Here is a 19,713-nt window from a genome sequence, read left to right as displayed (position 1 = left end):
ACGCCGGTATCCACACCTATGTACGTTTCATCACATGGTCGAGGTGGTCGACGAGGACGGGCACATGGCTGTCGGCCACGTCCTTCACCGCGGTGATCAGCGTGACCGGACCGCCCGAGCGCACCAGCCCCACCAGGCGCTCGACGGCCTCGGCGTGGGCCGGGTCGTCCAGCTCGGTGCGGTAGCGCTCGACGAAGGTGTCGTGCCGGGCGCCGGACCGGTCCTGGTGGTACCAGGAGCGCAGCTCGTCCGAGGGGGTGACGTCCTTCAGCCACACGTCGATCGCGGCACGCTCCTTGGAGACGCCGCGCGGCCAGAGCCGGTCGACGAGGACGCGGGTGCCGTCGCCGCCCTCGGGCGGGTCGTAGACCCTGCGTACGCGTACGGGTTCGCTGCCGCTCACCGTGCCGGCCCCTTTCCTCGTCCTGCCGGGGCTTCCACCTTCGCCTCCGCTCCCCCCGCCCGCGAGTCGCACCGCCTCCCCCGCGCCCTCTCGCCGGCTCACCCCGCCCGCACGTCGCGCCAGGCCGCCGGGACGGCGTCCGCCACGTCCTGGGCGGAGAGCGGGCCGCCGTCGGAGCCGTGCCGGGCGGCGAGTCCGTGGAGGTAGGCGCCGACGGAGGCGGCGTCGCGCGGGGCCAGCCCGGCCGCCAGCAGCGACCCGGTCAGCCCGGAGAGCACGTCGCCGCTGCCCGCCGTGGCGAGCCAGCCGGTCCCGGTCGGGTTGACCCGCACCGGGGTGTCCCGGGCCTCGGCCACCAGGGTCGTGGAGCCCTTGAGGAGGACGGTGGCGCGGTAGCGGGCGGCCAGTTCCCGTACGGCGGCGAGCCGCCCGGCCTCCACCTCCTCGCGCGCCACGCCGAGCAGGGCGGCGGCCTCCCCGGCGTGCGGGGTCAGGACGGTGGCGGCGGTCCGGGTCCGCACGGTGTCGGGCTCCAGCAGCCGCAGCCCGTCGGCGTCGACGAGTACGGGGACGTCGGCGGCCAGCACGTCGGCGGCGGCCTCCTCCGCCCACCGGCCGTCCCCGAGGCCGGGCCCGAGCACCCACGCCTGGACGCGTCCGGCCTTCGACGGCGGCCCGGGGTGCACCAGGGCCTCCGGGAAGCGGGCGATCACCGCGTCCGCGCCCGGCCCCACGTACCGCACCGCCCCCGCCCCGCCGCGCAGCGCGCCCGCGACCGCCAGGACCGCCGCGCCCGGGTAGCGCTCGGACCCGGCGACGACGCCGACGACGCCCCGGCTGTACTTGTCGCTCCCGGCCCCCGGCACCGGGAGCAGCGCCGCCACGTCCGCGTACTGGAGCGCCTCCAGGTCCGGCGGCTCCGGCAGCTCCGGCCCGAGCCCGATGTCCACCAGCCGCAGGGCGCCCGCGTGTTCGGCGGCCGGGTCGATGAGGAGCCCCGGCTTGTACGTGCCGAAGGTGACGGTCGCGTCGGCGCGTACGGCCTCGCCGTGCACCTCCCCGCTGTCGGCCTCGACCCCGCTGGGCAGGTCGACGGCGACGACGGGGGTACGGGGCCGGTCCCGGAGCACCGCCCGCAGCAGGGCGACCGCGTCGTCGCGGAGCCCGCCGCGCCCGCCGATGCCGGTGATGCCGTCCACGACGAGGTCCAGGGGGCCGTCCACGGCGTCCGGCCCGTCGGCCACCTGTCCCCCGGCGGCCAGGAGCGCGGCGAGGCCGCCCGCGTGCGCCCGGTCGGGCGAGAGGAGGAGGGCGCGCACCCCGACGCCCCGGCGGACGAGCCGCGCACCGGCGTACAGGGCGTCGCCCCCGTTGTCACCGCTGCCGACCAGGATCAGGACCCGGGCCCCGTACACCCGGCCGGTGCGCCGGAGCAGATCACCGCAGGCGGCGGCGAGCCCGGCGGCGGCGCGCTGCATCAGGGCACCTTCCGGCACCCGCTTCATGAGGGCGGCCTCGGCGGCCCGTACGGTCTCCACGCTGTAGGCACGTCGCATGGGACCAACCCTGGGCGATCACCCCGGCGGACGCCAACCCCACGGAGCGAGCGGCGCATACGGACCGGGCCAGCGCGGCCGACGGGCCAACGGGGCCCAACAGGCCGCCCGAGGGCGACGTCCGGGCCCGACGGGGCTGGCCTGCCTCCTGACCGGGCCCGACGGAGCCGACCAGGCCGGCCGAGTCGACGGCCGGGGCCACCGAGGTCCAACACGACCGAGGGCGACGACCGGGCCCGACGGGGCCCGCAGGGCGCCACTCCCCCAGGCCCCGGTCCGATCAGACCGCCGATCGCCGCCTCGGAGGTCCGTCGGGCCCCGATCGAGGCCGGCCGGGGCCCGACGGGGCTGGTCTGCCCCCGGCCGGGGGCCGACCGGGAGGCCGGCCGGGGCCCGCCCGGAGGCAGACCCGCCCCGCACCTCCCGAAGGCGCGCTCTCACCCCTCCGCGATCACCACCGCCGACGCCACCCCCGCGTCATGGCTGAGCGAGACGTGCCAGCCGCGGACGCCCAGTTCGGCCGCGCGGGCGGCGACCGTGCCGGTCACCCGCAGGCGGGGCTGCCCGCTCTCCTCGACCCAGACCTCCGCGTCGCTCCAGAGCAGCCCGCCGGGGGCGCCGAGCGCCTTGGCCAGGGCCTCCTTGGCGGCGAAGCGGGCGGCGAGCGAGGCGATGCCGCGCCGCTCGCCGCTGGGAAGTGTCAGCTCGCTCTCGACGAAGAGCCGGTCGGCCAGCTGGGGCGTACGCTCCAGCGCGGCGCCGAACCGCTCGATCTCGGCCACGTCGATCCCGACTCCGATGATCACGAACCCACCCTCGCCATCCCCATCACCCGGGGCGCGTGCCCCGGCTCACTCCACGGTCACGGACTTCGCCAGATTGCGCGGCTGGTCCACTTCGTTGCCGCGGGCCGTCGCCAGCTCGCAGGCGAAGACCTGGAGCGGCACGGTGGCGACCAGCGGCTGAAGAAGCGTAGGCGTTGCGGGGACGGTGATGAGGTGGTCGGCGTACGGGACGACGGCCTCGTCGCCCTCCTCGGCGACGACGACGGTGAGCGCGCCCCGGGCCCGGATCTCCTGGATGTTGGAGACGATCTTGTCGTGGAGGACCGAACGCCCGCGCGGGGAGGGGACGATGACGACGACGGGCAGGCCCTCCTCGATGAGGGCGATGGGCCCGTGCTTCAGCTCGCCGGCCGCGAACCCCTCCGCGTGCATGTAGGCGAGTTCCTTGAGCTTGAGCGCGCCTTCGAGGGCGACCGGGTAGCCGACGTGGCGGCCGAGGAAGAGCACGGTGTCGTGGTGGGCGAGGGAGCGGGCCAGCGCGCGGACGGGCTCCATGGTGGCGAGGACGCTCTCCACCTCGGCGGAGATCGCGGAGAGCTGGCGCACCACCGTACGGATCTCGTCGCCCCACTTGGTGCCCCGCAGCTGGCCGAGGTAGAGGGCGACCAGGTAGCAGGCGACGAGCTGGGTGAGGAAGGCCTTGGTGGAGGCGACGGCGACCTCGGGCCCGGCGTGGGTGTAGAGGACGGCGTCGGATTCCCGGGGGATCGTGGAGCCGTTGGTGTTGCAGATGGCGAGGACCTTCGCGCCCTGTTCGCGGGCGTGGCGCAGGGCCATCAGGGTGTCCATGGTCTCGCCGGACTGGGAGATGGCGATGACCAGGGTGCGCTGGTCGAGGATCGGGTCGCGGTAGCGGAACTCGCTCGCCAGCTCGGTCTCGCAGGGCAGCCGGGTCCAGTGCTCGATGGCGTACTTGGCGATCATCCCGGCGTGGAAGGCGGTGCCGCAGGCGACGATGACGACCTTGTCGACCTCGCGGAGTTCGGCGTCGGGGATGCGCACCTCGTCCAGGGTCAGCGATCCCTCGCCGTCGACCCGGCCGAGGAGGGTGTCGGCGACGGCCTGGGGCTGGTCGGCGATCTCCTTGAGCATGAAGGAGGCATAGCCGCCCTTCTCGGCGGCGGAGGCGTCCCAGTCGACGTGGTACTCGCGCACCTCCGCCGGTGCCCCGTCGAAGCCGGTGACGGTGACGCCCTCGCGGCTCAGCTCGACGACCTGGTCCTGGCCCAGCTCGATCGCGGCGCGGGTGTGGGCGATGAAGGCGGCGACGTCGGAGGCGAGGAACCACTCGTCCTGGCCCACGCCCACCACGAGCGGGGAGTTGCGCCGGGCGCCGACCACGACGTCCGGCTGGTCGGCGTGGACGGCGACGAGGGTGAAGGCGCCCTCCAGCCGTCGGCACACCTGCCGCATGGCGTCCGCGAGGTCCCCGCCCGCCGAGAACGCCTCGGCCAGCAGATGCGCGACGACCTCGGTGTCCGTCTCGGACTCCAACGCGTGGCCGCGCCCGGTCAGCTCGCGCCGCAGGGCCGCGAAGTTCTCGATGATCCCGTTGTGGACGACGGCGACCCGGCCCGCGTTGTCCAGGTGGGGATGGGCGTTGGCGTCGGTGGGCGCGCCGTGCGTCGCCCACCGCGTGTGCCCGATCCCGGTCCGCCCGGCCGGCAGCGGCCGGTCCCCCAGCTCCTTCTCCAGATTGACGAGCTTGCCCGCCTTCTTCGCGGCGGCGAGCCCGCCGTCCGCGAGCACGGCGACACCCGCCGAGTCGTAGCCCCGGTATTCGAGGCGCTTGAGTCCTGCGACGACGACGTCCTGCGCCGACTGCCCACCGACATAACCCACGATTCCGCACATAGCGGCACCATAAGGCCGGAGGCACCTCGGCGACAGGGCGGTGCGGGTCCGACGGCATGTCATGCCGTCGGACCCGCACCCCTGTTCCGCCTCCCGGCGGATCAGGTGCAGTACTGCGCCTCCTTGCCGATCGACCGGTACATGCAGTCGGCGTTCTCGATCAGCTGGAGCACCGCGTCCCGGTTACGCGAGGTCTCGCGCTCGATGACCTCGTCGGGCGGGTAGAAGCCGCCGCCGGAGGACGAGCGCGGGTACATCTCGAAGGTGTAGCCGAAGATGCGCTGCGAGCCCCACAGCCAGTCGTCGATCGAGCCGTCGGTGATGTAGAGGTCGCTGGACTGCTCGGCGGTGTAGCCGTTGCTGGCCGCCATCTTGCGGCCCACCGCGGCGAACGCGTTGCGGTCGTCGGCCGTCATGCCGGGGGCCGTGTCGGCGTAGGTGTAGCCGTACGGCCAGAGCACCAGCTCGCTGTAGGTGTGGAAGTCGATGGCCGCCGTGATCTGCTGTTTCCCGCCGACCACCCGGCTGCGCACGAAGTCCGCGACGACCTTGGTCTCGGGCGCGGACTCGGGGCCCGTACCGCGGTACGTCTCCGAGGACGGGCTGGTGGACGAGCCGCCGCAGCAGCCCCACTTGAAGGCCCAGTTGCGGTTGAGGTCGGTGCCGACCGCGCTGGAGCCGGAGTTGGGCTGCCGGTTCTTGCGCCAGCTGCGGTACGAGCCGGTGGCGATGTCGTACTCGCCGCCGTCCGGGTTCATGTCCGGGATGATCCACAGCTCGCGCCCGTTGACGGCCTGGGTGATCCGGGGGTCGGAGCCGTACCCCTGGGCGAACTCGCGGAGCAGGTAGAGCGCCATCTCGACGGTCAGATGCTCGCGGGCGTGCTGGTGGGCGGTGAAGAGGACCTCGGGCTCGGCCTCGTCGGTGGCCACGTTGTCGCTGATCTTGATGGCGACGATGTCGCGGCCCTGGTAGGTCTTGCCGATCACGCGCTTGCTCATGATCGAGGGGTTGGCGGCGATCCGGGCGTCGATGGCCGCCGTCATCTCGGCGTAGTTGTGGTACCGGGAGTCGGCGGGCGGGAAGTCGAGCGCCCCGACCCCCTCCGCCGGCCCGTGGTCATGCGCGCCGGGTGCGGGCAGCGCCTCCAGGACATGGCCCTTGGCCCGCAACTTCCTGGCCTGGGCGGCGTCCGCGGTGATCACCACACCGTGGTCGTGGACCTCGTCGATCGAGACGCCCGCGCGGGCGATCTCGGTCCGGGCGGCGGGCGTGGTGCGACCGGTGATCTCGTACTGGAGCGTCCGCTCGTCCGCGGCGACGGCCGCGTTCGGGGCGGAGGTCTCGGCGGTGGCGACAGCGGTCGCCGGGGCCGCGAGGGCGAGAGCGAGCAGGACGGCGAGGGCGGCGTTCCGCCTCACCCTGGGCCTGGTCTTCCGTGCGTCGGCACGTCGCATGCTGGCAGTCTCCTGAGTCCGTCGGGGTGGGGGGTGGAGCTGTGCGACGGGCACAGGATGGAGCTATGTCATGCACGGGTCAAGGTGAGGATTCCGGCCATGATTCCTCCGGCGGCCCCTCCGGCCCGGCCGGACACACCGTCACAGGGGCGCGGGGACGGCTGAGTACGGCGAATGAGCACGGCTACTCACGCCCCGGGCTCCCCTCCCGCACCACCATGGGCTCGGCGCCACCCACCGGCGCCACCCCGACCACCACGGAGGAACCCCATGTCGAAGCGCGTCGTCACCGTCTCCGCCCTCGCCGGTGCCGCCCTGCTCGCGGGCGCCGGCGCCTACGCCTTCGCCGGCGAGACGGGGAGCACGGGCCCCGAGGTCACGCGGGCCTCCGCCGTGTACGCCGCGCCCGCCTCCGGCAAGGACGGCTCGCTCACCTTCACCGCCCGCGTCACCGACGACTCCGGTGTCCGGGGCCTGAAGGTGCTGGCCTGGCCCGCGGACCTGGCGCCCGCCCCGAAGGCCGAGGAGATGGCCTACGTGGAGCCCGCCACCTGCGAGCCGTCCGGCGCCGGGGCCGCGCGCTGCACCTACACCGTGCGGATCACCGCCGCCGAGGCCGCCGACTCCCCGAAGGGCGCCTGGCACGTGGCGGTCCTGGCCTCGGCGAAGGACGGCGGCAGGACGTTCGCACCGGAGGCGGCGGACTTCACGGTCGGGGGGTGAGCCACGGGAGTACGGCGACGAGCGCGGGCCGTAGGGGCGGGTCCGCGCGGGCCCTCGGCTCAACCCCCCGCGAGCCCGCCCGGCCCCTCCCCCAGCTTCCTGGACGAAGGCCACGGCGGACGGCTCCTTCCGCTGCCCCTCCCCGGCACGGCCACCTCCCCGGCGGTCAGCTCCGCGGCCGACTACGCCGACGTGAAGCAGCCCGGAGCCCCGGCCGGTTCACGGCCGGGGCTCCCCCAGCTTCCGCCGCAGCGCCGCCCGCTCCGGTTCCGTGCCCGCCAGTTCCAGCGCCGCCCGGTAGGCCTCGGCCGCCTCGCCGTCCCGGCCCAGGCGGGTCAGCAGGTCGCCGCGGGCCACCGCGTACGGTCCGTACGTCTGCAGCCGGGGCTCCCCGCCCAGCGCGTCGAGCAGGGCCAGCCCGGCCCCCGGGCCGTCGCGCATCGCCACCGCGACGGCGCGGTTCACCGCCACCACGGGGGACGGGGTGAGGGTGAGCAGCACGTCGTAGAGGGCCACGATCTGGGCCCAGTCCGTCGACTCCACGTCCGCTGCCTCGTCGTGCAGGGCGGCGATGGCGGCCTGCACCCCGTACGGACCGGCCGGGCCGCCGGTCAGGGCGCGGACCACCAGGGTCCGCCCCTCCTCGATCATCTCCCGGTCCCAGAGCCGCCGGTCCTGGTCCTCCAGGAGCACCGGCTCGCCCTCCGGGCCGGTGCGGGCCGCGCGCCGCGCGTGGACGAGGAGCAGCAGCGCGAGGAGCCCGGCGGCCTCGCGTTCGGCGGGGAGCAGGCGGTGCAGTATCCGGGCGAGGCGGAGCGCCTCCCCGGCCAGGTCCAGCCGCTGGAGGGAGAGGCCCGAGCTGGCCGCGTACCCCTCGGTGAAGACCGAGTAGACGACCTGGAGCACCCCGGGCAGCCGCTCGGGCAGTTCGTCGGGGCCGGGCACCCGGAACGGGATGCGGGCCTCACGGATCTTCTTCTTCGCCCGGACGATCCGCTGCGCCATGGTCGCCGTCGGCACGAGGAAGGCCCGCGCCACCTCGGGCGTGGTGAGCCCGGCGAGGCAGCGCAGGGTGAGGGCGGTGCGGTCCTCGGCGGCCAGGGCGGGGTGGGCGCAGGTGAAGAACAGCTGGAGCCGCTCGTCCGGCAGTTCACCGTGCCCGGCCGGGGCGGCGGCGGCCCCCGCCCGTTCGGTGTCCGCCCGCTCGGCGTCCGCCCGGAGGACCGCGAGCCGTGCCGCGTACACCTGGTCCCGCCGCAGCCGGTCCACCGCCTTGCGCCGCGCGGTCGTCAGCAGCCAGGCCCCGGGCCTGGCGGGGACGCCCTCGGCCGGCCAGTGGCGCAGGGCCGCCTCGATCGCCTCGGACGTCACCTCCTCGGCCAGGTCGAGATCCCCGAACCTCCGCACGAGGGAGGCGAGCAGCAGCCCCCGCTCCTCCCGGAACACCGCCTCGACGGCGACCCGGGCCTCCTCCGGCTCCCCGGGCGGCGCGCCCTCACCCGCCACCGCCCTCAGCCTCCGAAGTCCCCGGCGCCGCGGGAGCCGCCGGAGGCCCCAGGGCTCTGGGAGTCCCCGGAGTCCCCCGGGCCGCCGAAGTCCGCGACCGGGCGCACGACGACCGAGCCGCCGTCCCGCGCCCCGGGGCAGCGGGCGGCCCAGTCCAGGGCGGCGTCCAGATCCGGTACGTCGATGACCAGGAACCCGCCCAGCAGCTCCCGCGTCTCCGCGAACGGCCCGTCCGTCACGGTCCGCTCCCCGGCCGGCGAGACCCGCACGGTGGTCGCGGTGACGAGATCGGCCAGCGACTCCCCGGAGACGAGGATCCCCGCGTCCCGTACGTCCTTGTCGTAGGCCATCCAGTCCTCGACCGTGCACTGCGGCGCCCCACCCTGCTCGTCGACGGCCCCGCTGCGGATCAGCAGCATGTACTTCATGGTCCGGCTCCCTCGCCTCTGTCTGCCGCGCCCGCCGTACGGGCGCCTTACACGATGACGACGAACGGGCCCGGCGCCGATCGACACGCCCCAGGAAGGAATTCTGCTTCTTTTTCGGGTCGGGGTGGCCGCGTGGGGGCGGTCTCCGTCCGTAGTCGGGGATCAGGGATACGGGACCGGGACCGGTACCGGTCAGGGCGCACTCGCCGTGTCGCCCGGGGGCCGGATCCCGGCCATGGGGGCCGGATACGTATAGGTGATCGGCCCGCCCCGGATATTCAGGCCCGCGTGTGCTCCGTACGTTGGTGGTACCTGTCAGCGGTTGATCCGACGCGAGGGAACGCAGCCCCACCGGCGCCAGTCCGCAGCAGTCGGCGCAGGTAGGGCAGGAAACCGCGATCCCAAGGAGATGGCGCCATGACCAAGCTCTACTTCCAGGTCGATGTCCCCACCAGGAACGCTGCGCAGCCCGACCGGTGCGGCCTGCACGTCTTCACCGGAGCCGCCGAGACCGAGACCGAAGCCCTCCGCATGGCGCGCGAGACCTGCGACGCCGCGGTGGCCGCCCACGCGGCGGGCTTCGCGATCCCGCGCCGGCGCCCGGACGGCTGGGGAGCGCGCGGGGTCCGGTCCGGCTGGGAGCTGGACTGGGCGGCCGCGACCGTCGCCGTCTGGGAGCACGACAGCACGCTCCGGACCTTCCAGCCCTTCCGGGCTCAGGGAGCCCCGCCCAGCCGGTGAGCGAGGTCCCGGCGGGAGAGCGCGCCGGTCTTGCGCATCGCCCCGGCGATGTGCTGCTCCACGGTCCGCGGGGAGAGGTGCAGGGTCGCGGCGATCTCCCGGTTGGTCAGACCAGCGACCGCCAGCTGGGCCACCTCCTCCTCGCGCGGCGACAACTGGTCGGCGTGCGAGGGGCGGCCGGGAGGGCGGCCCTTCCTGGCGGGCCGCCGGGTCCGCAGCAGGGCCCTGGCCCGGGCGGCGTCCCAGACGGCCCCGAGATCGGTGAAGCGCCGGGCGCAGGACTCCAGCTCCGCGAGCGCCGCCGCGGTGGCGGCCTCGCCGGGGACGGCGGCAGGGCCGGCTCCGTCCCCGGTCTTCCGGTCCGGGGAGGCGGAGCCGACGGCCTTCCCGGCCTTCGCAGCTTTCTCGGCTTTCCCGGCCTTCGCGGCATTCTCGGCCTTCGCTGTCTTCCGGGCCGGTGAGGCAGTGGTGTCCGTGGTGTCGGTGGTGTCGGTGGTGTCCGTCGTGTCCCTCCGCTCCGCCGTTTCCTCGGTGTCCGCCGGATCCGCTCCGTCCGCCGCCGTTTCCGCCGTATCCGCCGTATCCGCAGCCAGTACGCAGCGTGCCGCGCCCTCCGTGGTCAGGGCCTGGGAGTAGGGGCGCCGCAGCTCCCCGTACGCCGCCGCGGCCTCCTGGTACAGGCGCGCGGCCTCCAGCAGTCCGTCCCGGCGCTCCTGGGCCAGCGCCTCCGTCTCGGTGAGCACGGCCCGGCTCCAGACCAGCGCGACCCGGGCGGCGGGCGCGTCACCGGGGCCCAGGCCCTGGGAGAAGTTACGGACCATGGTGCGGGCGGTGGCCCCGTCGCCCGCCCGCGTCAGCGCCTCCACGGCCCAGGGCGCGAGTTCCGCGGCCCAGGGCCACACCCCCTTGTCGGCCACCACCTTCCAGGCGGCGCGCGCCCGCTCCGCCGCGTCGTCCACGTCCTGCCGGGCCAGCGTCAGGCGGATCACGGCCCCGGCCGCCGCCGCGCCCAGGGGCACGGGCAGCTTCTCCGTCGCGAACGTCCCCTGCTGGGAGAGCCAGGACCTGGCCTCTCCCCAGTCCCCCTGCGCGACGGCGAGCAGACCGCGTACGACATAGGCGTCGGAGGCGATGAACGGCATGTCGGCGGTGGCGGCCACGAAGTCCTCGCACCGCTTGTCCAGCCCCAGCCACCGGCCCGTCCACCACTCCTGGAGCAGCCGGGTCGCCATCGCGCTGTGCTCGGTGTAGGGCGCGCCGGTCCGCGCGGACAGCTCACGCCCCTCCGCCAGCAGATCGTCCACCCGCCCGTGGAAGCCGAGCCAGACGGCGGAGTCGGCGGCGTTGCACAGGCCGCGCGCCGCCTGCCGGGCGCACGCGGGGTCCGCGCTCCGCACGCGCAGCCGCTCCAGCAGGTCCCACACCTCGGGGTCGGCCCAGCTCATGGCGAGCCCCACGTGATTGGCGAGGACCGCCGTACGCATCGCGTCGTCCCCGCTCTCCTCGGCGGCGGCCTCGGCCCTGATCAGCCACCCCCGGTGGACGTCGAGGGAGACGCCCGGCCAGTTGGGGCTGACCAGGGCCGCCATGGCACGGACGGCGAGGGGGGAGCGGACCTCGTGCAGCTCGGCGGCGGCGATCTCCAGCACCCGCCACCCCTCCGCGAACCGGCCCATCTGGTTGCAGAGCATCAGCCCCAGGTCGAGCCGCAGCTCTCCGCGTACGGCCTGCGGCAGCGCCGCGTCCTGCACGATCTGCGCGAGCACCTCCACGGTCTGGTCCGAGCGCAGCCCGGTCACCGCGTTGCGGGCCAGCAGCGGGGCCAGCCGGGCGCGGGCCTGCGGCGGGAGGTCGGGCAGGGCCAGCGTCCGCTCCAGGAGCGTGATCGCCTGCTCGTGCCGGCCGGAGGCCTCCGCCGCCCCGGCCGCCCGTTCCACCGCCCTGAGCCACCGGTGGCGGTCCCCGGCCGCACGGTGGTGATCGGCCACGGCAGCCCAGGCCACGGGCTGCCTGCGGCTGAGCGCGTTCGCCGTCCGCCGGTGCAGATCCTGGCGTACGGGGCCGGGCACGGCGGCCCGTACGGCCGAGGCGGCCAGCGGGACGGCAAAGCCGTAACGGCCCTCGTCCAGCTCCGTCAGGGCCGCACTCCCCAGGGCCCGCAGCAGCGCGCGGCCCCCTGCCGCGGCCCCGAGCCCCGACACGGCGGCCAGTTCGTCACGGCCCGCGGGTCCGTCGAGGACGGCGGCCGCCCAGACGACCGGCCGGTCCTCCGGTGCCAGGGCGTAGGTGCGGCTCAGCGCCAGCTCGGCCAGCCGGGCCGGGACCCCGGCCGCGTCCACCTCGGCGGCCGTACCGGTGAAGGCCGGCCACCGCTCCCGCACCATGGCCAGCAGGTCGACGACGACCCGGGGCACTCCGGCGGTGCGCTCGTACAGCCTGGCCACGGCCTCGGCCGTACAGCTGCTCCCGTCCAGCGTCTCGGCGGCGGCCCGGCGGACCCGCTCCTCGTCCCAGGGGGCCAGGCGGTTCCTGAGCACCGTCAGCCCGGCCGGATACGCGATCGGCGGGCCGCCCAGCGGGAGACCGGGCACGGCCAGCTCCTCCGGGCGGTAGGTCACCACGGCCGCCGAGCCCGGCCCGAGCGCTTCCAGCATCCGGCGCAGCCGCCGCAGTTCGTCCTCGCCCGCCCGGTGCACGTCGTCCACCAGCCACAGGGTCGGCCCGGGCCGGTCCTGTGGCCCGGTCTCCTTCGCAGATTCCTCGGGTTTCTCGGGCTCCCCAGGCTCCTCTGGCCGCCGCAGTTCCTCGGGCTTCTCGGGCTTCCCCGGCTTCTCGGGCCTCCGCGGCACGGGGGGCTCGTCCGGGGGGCCGCCGTCGGTTCCGCAGCGCCACCAGCGGCGGGCCGGCTCCGGTGTCCCGGGCAGCTCGGCGAGTTCCCGGAGCAGGTGGCTCTTCCCGGTACCGGCCGGGCCCTCGACGTACATCAGGACCGGTTCGGCGTGCCGGGCGGGCAGAGCGCCCACGAGAGACCGCAGGGCAGAACCACATGTCGTGATCACGTAGCCGCTCTCGCTCTCCTCCGCCCGGGCGGGCCCGAATGCGTCCTGGCGGTCGGACACGCCACGAGCTTTCTTTCCTGCCTCCTGGAGAAACAAGTAGATCACTTGTTCCCGGTGAACGACAGCGGGCCGGAGACCTTCGGTGAGAAGTCGCGCGCGGGCGGCCACCGAAATCGCCGTCGGTGGTCTCCGGGCGGGTACGTACACGGGCGGGCGGAAGAACTCTCGGCGACAGGAGGCGCAGCGGAGCACGCTCGGCCGACTGCTGAAAGCAGGGCGCGATGCCGTCCGGCCGGGACTGCCCGACGGCGGTGCGCACAGCTCGTCCCGCACGCCCGTGCACGGCGTCGGCCGACCGGGCCGCGCGGTGCGTCGCGCATCCCGCGCGTACGTTCCGCACGGCCGGTGGACCGGCCCCTGAAGCTACGTGTCCCGGGTGCGCGCGAACATCCGGGGGCCGCGTTCACGGATACGCAATCAACCCTCCGGGCCCGCCGGCCGCCCGCCCGCCGACCGCTCCGCACGCGCTCGACACCCGCTCGGCGCTGGTTGCCGTAGGACCGCCGGGGATCGGGCGCCGGGGCATCGGGCGTCCCGGGGGCGACGGGTCCTCGCCCTCCCAGGTGCGGCCCCCGGACGGCAGGCCCCACGAACTGCAAGCGCCGGACGGCAGGCAACGGCCAGCGGGCAAGGGGCGACGGGCAGAGGACGACGAGCACCAAACGGCAGGCGCCGGGCGACCGGCGACCAGCGACCGGACCGGCCACCGGCCACCGGCCACCGGCCACCGGCCACCGGCGAGTTAATCAGGGGTCCGTATAAGAGGCACCCGGATGGTCACCGGGGTGCCTCGTTCGTAGGTTTCCCCCACCGGCCGACCACTCGCACCCCACAGCGATCAGCCGCACCACGCCGGACTCCCACCCCACAGGCCCCGGACATTTCACAGAAGGCCAAAGCCCACCCTTCCCGCTCCCATCTTTACCCGCGCTCCCCACCTTCCCCCTTTTCTCTTTCCCTGTACCGAGTGCGGGGAATTCCCCTGCCACCACAGGAAACAGTTCCATCGAATTCTGTTAAACATTCGCCGCCTCTTCCGTCTGGTCATGGCCGCGACCGGTTCAACAGAATTCATCCACCGGTCACATGAAATCCGGGATTCCGCTTCAGCACTCGGGCGGGATCAGCCATGCCGAAAACACCAGGGGAGAACCCGTGAACAAGCTCAGCAGGACTCTGTCCATCGGCGCGATAGCCGGGGCGGTGGCTCTGACCGGCGGCATGGCGGCCGCCTCGCAGCCCGCCGGGGACCCGACACCCGCCCCGTCCGCCCGTACGCAGCCCTCCGGCATGGTGAAGGCGCTCGCCGACTCGCTCGGCGTCTCCGTGGCGGAGGCCGGGCGGAAACTCGACCGGCAGACCGCCCAGCAGGAGACCCTGGAGCGCCTCGGCAGGTCCGGAGTGCCCACCAGGAGCGCGTACTTCGACGCCAAGGGCACCCTGACGGTCGATGTCGCCACCGCGCGGCAGGCGGCCGAGGTCCGGGCGGCCGGTCTCACCGCCCGGATCCCGGCCCGGGCCCCCTCGGCACTCGAAAGGATCAAGGCGGAGCTCGACCGGCTCGCCGAGAAGAAGCTGCCGGCCGGCGTGGAGTCGTGGCACGTCGACCCGGTCGGGAACAAGGTCGTCGTCACCGTCCGGGACACCGCCGACGCCACCAGCCGAGCCTTCGTCGCCGCGGCGCGCGCCCACGGTCCGGCCGTCTCCGTGGAGACCACCACCGACGACGCCCCGCAGGCCACCGCCGCCATCTCGCCCGGCAGCAAGATGAACATCAACACCTCGGACGTGAACGGCGGTTACTGCTCGGTCGGGTTCGGGGCCCGGGACCAGCAGGGCCGGCAGTACCTGGCCACCGCCGGCCACTGCATCAAGGGGCTGGACACGCTGTACTTCAACGGGTCGTCGTTCGCCAAGGGGACGCAGACCCGCTTCGCGCACGGCTACGACAGCGTCGACATGGGCATCGCGGCCATCAGCTCCGGCAACTCCGTCACCACCACGGTCGGCGGCTGGGGCGTCGTGTCGAACACCCCGGTCCGGGGCGCCCAGCGGGCCGCCGTCGGTTCGACGGTGTGCAAGTCCGGCGCGACCACCAAGTGGACCTGCGGCACCATCAGCAGCTACAACCACTCGGTCACCTACACCGACCCCGGCCAGCCGCGGACGCTCGTCAAGGGCCTGGCCAAGTCCAGCGTCTGCATCCACAAGGGCGACAGCGGCGGCGCCTGGATCACCAACCAGGGCCAGGCCCAGGGAGTGACCTCAGGTTCCAGCGACCTCAGCTGCGACGGCAGCTTCGGCAGCGGTGCCAGCTGGATGCAGCCGCTGGACGACCTGCTCCGCTACTACGGCCTGACGCTGAACACCGCCTCCTGACAGGCGCGGCACCCGACGGGCCCGCTCCGGCCCGATGGACCGGCGACCGTCCGGCCACCCCCCTCGGACGGCCGCCGGCCTCCCCCTCCCGTCCGGACGGGAGGGGGAGCGAGGAGAGGCGAGACAAGGAGAGACCATGGCCGACCACCACCCCATCCGCCCCGCCCGCCCCGGCTCCGCCGCACCCTCCAGTCCCTCCACCCCCTCCAGCCCGGACGCCCTGTCACCCCAGGGGCGTGGCCGTCCCCCGTCCGCGTTCGGGCAGGCGCTGCGGGAGGCGCGGGAGCGCAAGGGGCTGACGCTGGCCCGGCTGCGCGACCATCTCGCCCGCCGCGGGGTCCGCGTGAGCACGGTGACGCTGAGCCACTGGCAACGCGGCCGCAGCCAGCCCGAGCGGCCGGAGTCCCTGCGCGCGGTCTCCGCGATCGAGTCGATCCTCGGCTGCCCGGCCGGCGGGCTGCTGGCCCTCCTCGGCCCGCGCCGCCCGCGCGGCCGCCCGCTGCCCACCCCGCCGGAGCGCCTGGAGAACGCCCGCCCCGTCTACGGGCCGGAGCCGCTGCTCGCCCGGGCGCTGGGAGAGGAGGAGTTCAGCAGGCTGAACGAGGGAACGGTGCCGGTCAGCGTCCAGGAGACCGTCCATCTGGACCGTACGGGCCGCACCGCCCGCCACACGGTGACCCAGGTGGTGCGGGCGACGCACGACGGGGCCGACCACGTCACCGCCCACCTCAACATCGACGAGCCCCCCGGTCCCCCGATGACGGCCTCCGCCCAGTGCGGCGTCCTCCTCGACCAGCGGTGCGTCCCCGCGCTCGGGCTGACAACCCTCCGGGTCGGCTTCGGGCGCCCGCTCGCGCGCGGCGAGAGCACCGTCGTCGCGTACACCGTGGACCTCGGGCCGCACCGGCACCGGACCACCCACCACGAGCGCGCCCTGCCGCTCCACGTCCGGCACTACTTCCTCCACGTGGTCTTCCACCCGGAGGCCCTCCCCGCCTCCGTCTACGGCTACTACCGCGAGCACGACGGCGCTCCCCGCTCCGACATCCGCACCCTTCCCCTGAGCGGCTCGGGCACGGCGCACATCCTGCCCGCCGACGCCGCGGCCGGGGTGCACGGCATCTTCTGGAAGTGGCCCGACACGTCCGCCTGACCTCGGGCACCGCCCGGCGCCCCGCCCCACCGGACCACCCACGTGACCGACCCCACCCCCCACTCCGTTAAAACTCCCGCAACAATGAAGGGTGATCACTTCGCCCGCACGGAGCCCGCAGCGCCGCACCGAGCATGCGCCGACCCCCTACGTGGACCTCTCGCGCGACGAGTGGAGCGCCCTGCGGGACAAGACGCCGCTGCCGCTGACCGCCGACGAGGTGGAGCGGCTGCGGGGGCTCGGGGACGTCATCGACCTGGACGAGGTACGGGACGTCTACCTGCCGCTCTCCCGGCTGCTCAACCTGTACGTCCAGGCCACCTCCGGGCTGCGCGGCGCACTGAACACCTTCCTCGGGGACGCCGGGAACGGCCACGGGGAGCAGCGCGGCACCCCGTTCGTCATAGGGGTCGCGGGCAGTGTCGCCGTCGGCAAGTCCACCAGCGCCCGTATCCTCCAGGCGCTGCTGGCCCGCTGGCCGGAGCACCCGCGGGTGGAGCTGGTGACCACGGACGGGTTCCTGCTGCCGATGAAGGAGCTGCGGGCGCGCGGGCTGACCTCGCGCAAAGGGTTCCCGGAGTCGTACGACCGGCGGGCGCTGACCCGGTTCGTCGCGGACATCAAGGCGGGCAAGGACGAGGTGACCGCGCCCGTCTACTCGCACCTGATCTACGACATCGTCCCCGGTGAGCGGCTCACCGTCCGCCGCCCGGACATCCTCATCGTGGAGGGGCTCAACGTCCTCCAGCCCGCCCTGCCGGGCCGGGACGGCCGGACCAGGGTCGGGCTGGCGGACTACTTCGACTTCAGCGTGTACGTGGACGCGCGCGCCGACGACATCGAGAGCTGGTACCTGAACCGGTTCCGCAAGCTGCGCGCCACGGCGTTCCAGGACCCGTCCTCGTACTTCCGCAAGTACACCCAGGTCTCCGAGGAGGAGGCGCTGGAGTACGCCCGCACCATGTGGCGGACCGTCAACAAGCCGAACCTGCTGGAAAACGTGGCTCCGACGCGCGGCCGTGCCACTCTGGTCCTCCGCAAGGGGCCGGACCACAAGGTCCAGAAGCTCTCCCTGCGCAAGCTCTGACACTTCCGGGGAAGGCGTGCCGCGTGCTGCATCTGCGTCTCATCGTGCCCGCCGCGTCCACGGACGAGGTCGTCGCCCTCCTGGACTCCACCGTCGGCACCGCCCACCTGGTGGTCCTGCCGGACGCGGCCCGCTCCCCGGCCGGGGACGTGATCCTGTGCGACGTGGCGCGGGAGGCCGGGGACGAGCTGATCGGCGCGCTGCGCGGGCTCGGCATCGACCGGTCCGGCGCGATCAGCGTCGAGCAGCCGGACCTCACGCTCTCCTCGCGCGCCGACCGGGCCGAGCGCGAGGCGCCGGGCGACGGCGCGGACGCGGTGCTGTGGGAGGAGCTGAAGGAGACCACGCACGAGGACTCGACGCTCTCCATCACGTACGTCTCCTTCCTCTCCCTCGCCACCATGCTCGCCGCGTGCGGGGTGATGCTCGACAACGCGGTGCTGATCGTGGGCGCGATGGCGCTCGGCCCGGAGTTCGGCCCGCTCGCGGGGGTATCCACGGCGCTCGTGCAGCGCGCGCCCCGGCTGGTGGCGCGCTCGTTGTGGGCGCTGATCGCCGGCTTCGCCCTGGCGATGATCATCACGGCGGGGTTCGCCTGGCTGATGGACGCCCTCGGGCTCTTCCGGGAGTCGATGATCGAGGCGGAGCGGCCCATCACCGGGTTCATCTGGCAGCCGGACTGGATGTCGTTCGTCGTGGCGTTCCTGGCGGGCACCGCCGGGACGCTCTCGCTCACCTCGGCCAAGTCCGGCGCCCTGATCGGCGTGGCGATCTCCGTGACGACGGTCCCGGCCGCCGCCAACGCGGCCGTCGCGTTCAGCTACCGCGACTACCAGCAGACCGTCGGCTCCGGGCAGCAGCTCCTGGCCAACCTCGGCGGAATCGTCCTCGCCGGCACCCTGACGCTGCTGCTCCAGAAGGCGCTGTGGCGGGTCCGGCGCACGCAGAAGCCCCCGGCGAGCACGCCGGGGGCCTCGGTGGACGGATCCTCCGTACGCCGGTGAGGCTGCGGGCTCAGCCCAGCGCGGACTTCACCACATCGGCCAGCCGGCCCGCGATGGCGCGCGCCTGCTCGATGTCGGCGGCCTCGACCATCACCCGTACCAGCGGCTCCGTACCCGACTGGCGCAGCAGGACGCGGCCGGTGGAGCCCAGCTCCCGCTCCGCCTCCACGACGGCGGTGGCCAGCTCGGAGGAGGTGTTCACCCGGGACTTGTCGACGTCGGGCACGTTGACGAGGACCTGCGGCAGCCGCTGCATGACCCCGGCCAGCTCCGCCAGGCTCCGGCCGGTGGCGGCGACACGGGCCGCCAGCATCAGGCCGGTCAGGGTGCCGTCGCCGGTCGTGGCGTGGTCCAGGACGATGACGTGGCCGGACTGCTCGCCGCCGAGTGCGAAGCCCTCGGCCTTCATCGACTCCAGGACGTAACGGTCGCCGACCGCCGTCTGGACGAGCTGGATGCCCTCGCGCTCCATGGCGATCTTGAAGCCGAGGTTCGACATCACGGTGCCGACGACGGTGTTCCTGCGCAGCTGCCCTGCCTCGCGCATGGCGAGGGCCAGGACGGCGAGGATCTGGTCGCCGTCGACCTCCTCGCCCGCCGCGTCCACGGCGAGGCAGCGGTCGGCGTCACCGTCGTGGGCGATGCCGAGGTCGGCGCCGTGCTCGACGACGGCGGCGCGCAGCAGGTCCAGGTGGGTGGAGCCGCAGCCGTCGTTGATGTTCAGGCCGTCCGGTGCGGCGCCGATGGTGACGACCTCGGCCCCGGCCCGGGTGAACGCCTCGGGCGAGACCCGGGCGGCGGCGCCGTGCGCCTCGTCCAGGACGACCTTCAGCCCGTCGAGCCGGTTGGGGAGGACGCCGATGAGGTGGGCGACGTAACGGTCGAAGCCTTCGGTGTAGTCGGTGACCCGGCCGACGCCGGCGCCGGTCGGGCGGTTCCACGGCTCACCGGTGCGGTGCTGCTCGTAGACCGTCTCGATCCGGTCCTCCAGCTCGTCGGCGAGCTTGTGGCCGCCGCGCGCGAAGAACTTGACGCCGTTGTCCGGCATGGCGTTGTGGCTGGCGGAGAGCATGACGCCGATGTCGGCGCCGAGCGCACCGGTGAGGTACGCGACGGCCGGCGTCGGCAGCACGCCGACGCGCAGGACGTCCACGCCCGCGCTGGCCAGCCCGGCCACGACGGCGGCCTCCAGGAACTCTCCGGACGCCCGGGGGTCACGGCCGACCACGGCCGTCGGGCGATGGCCCTCGAAGGTGCCCGCCTCGGCGAGTACGTGCGCCGCCGCGACCGAGAGCCCGAGCGCCAGCTCGGCCGTCAGATCGGCGTTGGCGACACCGCGCACTCCGTCCGTACCGAAGAGTCGTCCCACTGGTGTCCTCCGAAGTGCTCAGAACCGCAAAAATCAAAGCAAAGCGAACTCAACAACCACAGCTACCACTACAAGAACAGCAAAGAGGC

General features: G+C 74.1%; 15 protein-coding genes. 6 read left to right on the top strand and 9 right to left on the bottom strand.

From position 1 onward, the window contains the following. Positions 1-16: 16 nt before the first annotated feature. The 5 genes from ACQ9ZG_RS21050 to ACQ9ZG_RS21030 all read right to left on the bottom strand — a co-directional run bounded on the left by ACQ9ZG_RS21050 (position 17) and on the right by ACQ9ZG_RS21030 (position 6,115). Complete coding sequence (locus ACQ9ZG_RS21050; protein ID WP_028416667.1) at positions 17-403, bottom strand: DUF488 domain-containing protein; 387 nt, start codon at positions 401-403, stop codon at positions 17-19. A 98-nt stretch (positions 404-501) separates the two neighbouring features. Further along, positions 502-1,959 (bottom strand): NAD(P)H-hydrate dehydratase, encoded by a 1,458-nt coding sequence (locus tag ACQ9ZG_RS21045; RefSeq protein ID WP_499281063.1) that lies wholly within the window; start codon positions 1,957-1,959, stop codon positions 502-504. Positions 1,960-2,396: 437 nt separating this feature from the next. Continuing rightward, complete coding sequence (locus ACQ9ZG_RS21040) at positions 2,397-2,765, bottom strand: holo-ACP synthase (protein ID WP_018490844.1); 369 nt, start codon at positions 2,763-2,765, stop codon at positions 2,397-2,399. A gap of 45 nt (positions 2,766-2,810) precedes the next feature. Further along, positions 2,811-4,658 (bottom strand): glutamine--fructose-6-phosphate transaminase (isomerizing), encoded by a 1,848-nt coding sequence (gene glmS, locus ACQ9ZG_RS21035; RefSeq protein ID WP_109916443.1) that lies wholly within the window; start codon positions 4,656-4,658, stop codon positions 2,811-2,813. Positions 4,659-4,759: 101 nt separating this feature from the next. Beyond that, entirely contained in the window at positions 4,760-6,115 is a 1,356-nt protein-coding gene (locus ACQ9ZG_RS21030; protein ID WP_028416670.1) for a M14 family metallopeptidase, read from the bottom strand. 270 nt (positions 6,116-6,385) lie between these two features. Between ACQ9ZG_RS21030 and ACQ9ZG_RS21025 the strand changes: the two genes are divergently transcribed. Further along, positions 6,386-6,838 (top strand): DUF5707 domain-containing protein, encoded by a 453-nt coding sequence (locus ACQ9ZG_RS21025; protein ID WP_084992831.1) that lies wholly within the window; start codon positions 6,386-6,388, stop codon positions 6,836-6,838. A 219-nt stretch (positions 6,839-7,057) separates the two neighbouring features. On the opposite strand, the gene ACQ9ZG_RS21020 is transcribed toward ACQ9ZG_RS21025, so the two are convergent. Both ACQ9ZG_RS21020 and ACQ9ZG_RS21015 read right to left on the bottom strand, forming a co-directional pair. Further along, positions 7,058-8,344 (bottom strand): RNA polymerase sigma factor, encoded by a 1,287-nt coding sequence (locus ACQ9ZG_RS21020; protein WP_499281060.1) that lies wholly within the window; start codon positions 8,342-8,344, stop codon positions 7,058-7,060. Positions 8,345-8,349: 5 nt separating this feature from the next. Continuing rightward, entirely contained in the window at positions 8,350-8,772 is a 423-nt protein-coding gene (locus ACQ9ZG_RS21015) for a YciI family protein (RefSeq protein WP_109914403.1), read from the bottom strand. 417 nt (positions 8,773-9,189) lie between these two features. Between ACQ9ZG_RS21015 and ACQ9ZG_RS21010 the strand changes: the two genes are divergently transcribed. Beyond that, positions 9,190-9,513, top strand: coding sequence for a hypothetical protein (locus tag ACQ9ZG_RS21010; RefSeq protein WP_028416674.1), 324 nt, complete (start codon positions 9,190-9,192; stop codon positions 9,511-9,513). Here ACQ9ZG_RS21010 and ACQ9ZG_RS21005 read toward each other — a convergent pair. Continuing rightward, positions 9,489-12,632 (bottom strand): LuxR C-terminal-related transcriptional regulator, encoded by a 3,144-nt coding sequence (locus ACQ9ZG_RS21005; protein ID WP_499281059.1) that lies wholly within the window; start codon positions 12,630-12,632, stop codon positions 9,489-9,491. The two genes, ACQ9ZG_RS21010 and ACQ9ZG_RS21005, sit on opposite strands and share 25 nt — an antisense overlap. 1,155 nt (positions 12,633-13,787) lie before the next feature. Here ACQ9ZG_RS21005 and ACQ9ZG_RS21000 point away from each other — a divergent pair. From ACQ9ZG_RS21000 to ACQ9ZG_RS20985, 4 genes are all read left to right on the top strand, one after another. Then, positions 13,788-15,011: a S1 family peptidase gene (locus tag ACQ9ZG_RS21000; RefSeq protein WP_109916939.1), complete on the top strand. Its 1,224-nt coding sequence runs from the start codon at positions 13,788-13,790 to the stop codon at positions 15,009-15,011. Between the two features lie 136 nt (positions 15,012-15,147). Next, complete coding sequence (locus tag ACQ9ZG_RS20995) at positions 15,148-16,164, top strand: helix-turn-helix domain-containing protein (RefSeq protein ID WP_499281058.1); 1,017 nt, start codon at positions 15,148-15,150, stop codon at positions 16,162-16,164. 91 nt (positions 16,165-16,255) lie between these two features. After that, positions 16,256-17,251 (top strand): type I pantothenate kinase, encoded by a 996-nt coding sequence (gene coaA / locus ACQ9ZG_RS20990; RefSeq protein ID WP_028416677.1) that lies wholly within the window; start codon positions 16,256-16,258, stop codon positions 17,249-17,251. Between the two features lie 23 nt (positions 17,252-17,274). Then, a complete protein-coding gene (locus ACQ9ZG_RS20985; protein WP_109915030.1) occupies positions 17,275-18,255 on the top strand; it encodes a DUF389 domain-containing protein in 981 nt (326 codons plus the stop codon). 10 nt (positions 18,256-18,265) lie between these two features. Here ACQ9ZG_RS20985 and glmM read toward each other — a convergent pair whose 3' ends face one another. After that, positions 18,266-19,624 (bottom strand): phosphoglucosamine mutase, encoded by a 1,359-nt coding sequence (gene glmM, locus ACQ9ZG_RS20980; RefSeq protein WP_028416679.1) that lies wholly within the window; start codon positions 19,622-19,624, stop codon positions 18,266-18,268. Positions 19,625-19,713: the final 89 nt, after the last annotated feature.

Source organism: Streptomyces araujoniae (assembly GCF_050871195.1).
Taxonomy (GTDB): Bacteria; Actinomycetota; Actinomycetes; order Streptomycetales; family Streptomycetaceae; genus Streptomyces; species Streptomyces bacillaris.
The sequence above is the reverse complement of the archived record's forward strand: the minus strand, read 5'-3'. Positions and strand labels throughout refer to the sequence as shown.

What these genes read in the sequence shown, in the direction of transcription:
- ACQ9ZG_RS20995 (WP_499281058.1), top strand. Translation starts at nt 15,148, where the DNA reads ATGGCCGACCACCACCCCATCCGCCCCGCCCGCCCCGGCTCCGCCGCA.
- ACQ9ZG_RS21015 (WP_109914403.1), bottom strand. Translation starts at nt 8,772, where the DNA reads ATGAAGTACATGCTGCTGATCCGCAGCGGGGCCGTCGACGAGCAGGGT.
- ACQ9ZG_RS21025 (WP_084992831.1), top strand. Translation starts at nt 6,386, where the DNA reads ATGTCGAAGCGCGTCGTCACCGTCTCCGCCCTCGCCGGTGCCGCCCTG.
- ACQ9ZG_RS21030 (WP_028416670.1), bottom strand. Translation starts at nt 6,115, where the DNA reads ATGCGACGTGCCGACGCACGGAAGACCAGGCCCAGGGTGAGGCGGAAC.
- ACQ9ZG_RS21045 (WP_499281063.1), bottom strand. Translation starts at nt 1,959, where the DNA reads ATGCGACGTGCCTACAGCGTGGAGACCGTACGGGCCGCCGAGGCCGCC.
- ACQ9ZG_RS21010 (WP_028416674.1), top strand. Translation starts at nt 9,190, where the DNA reads ATGACCAAGCTCTACTTCCAGGTCGATGTCCCCACCAGGAACGCTGCG.
- glmS (WP_109916443.1), bottom strand. Translation starts at nt 4,658, where the DNA reads ATGTGCGGAATCGTGGGTTATGTCGGTGGGCAGTCGGCGCAGGACGTC.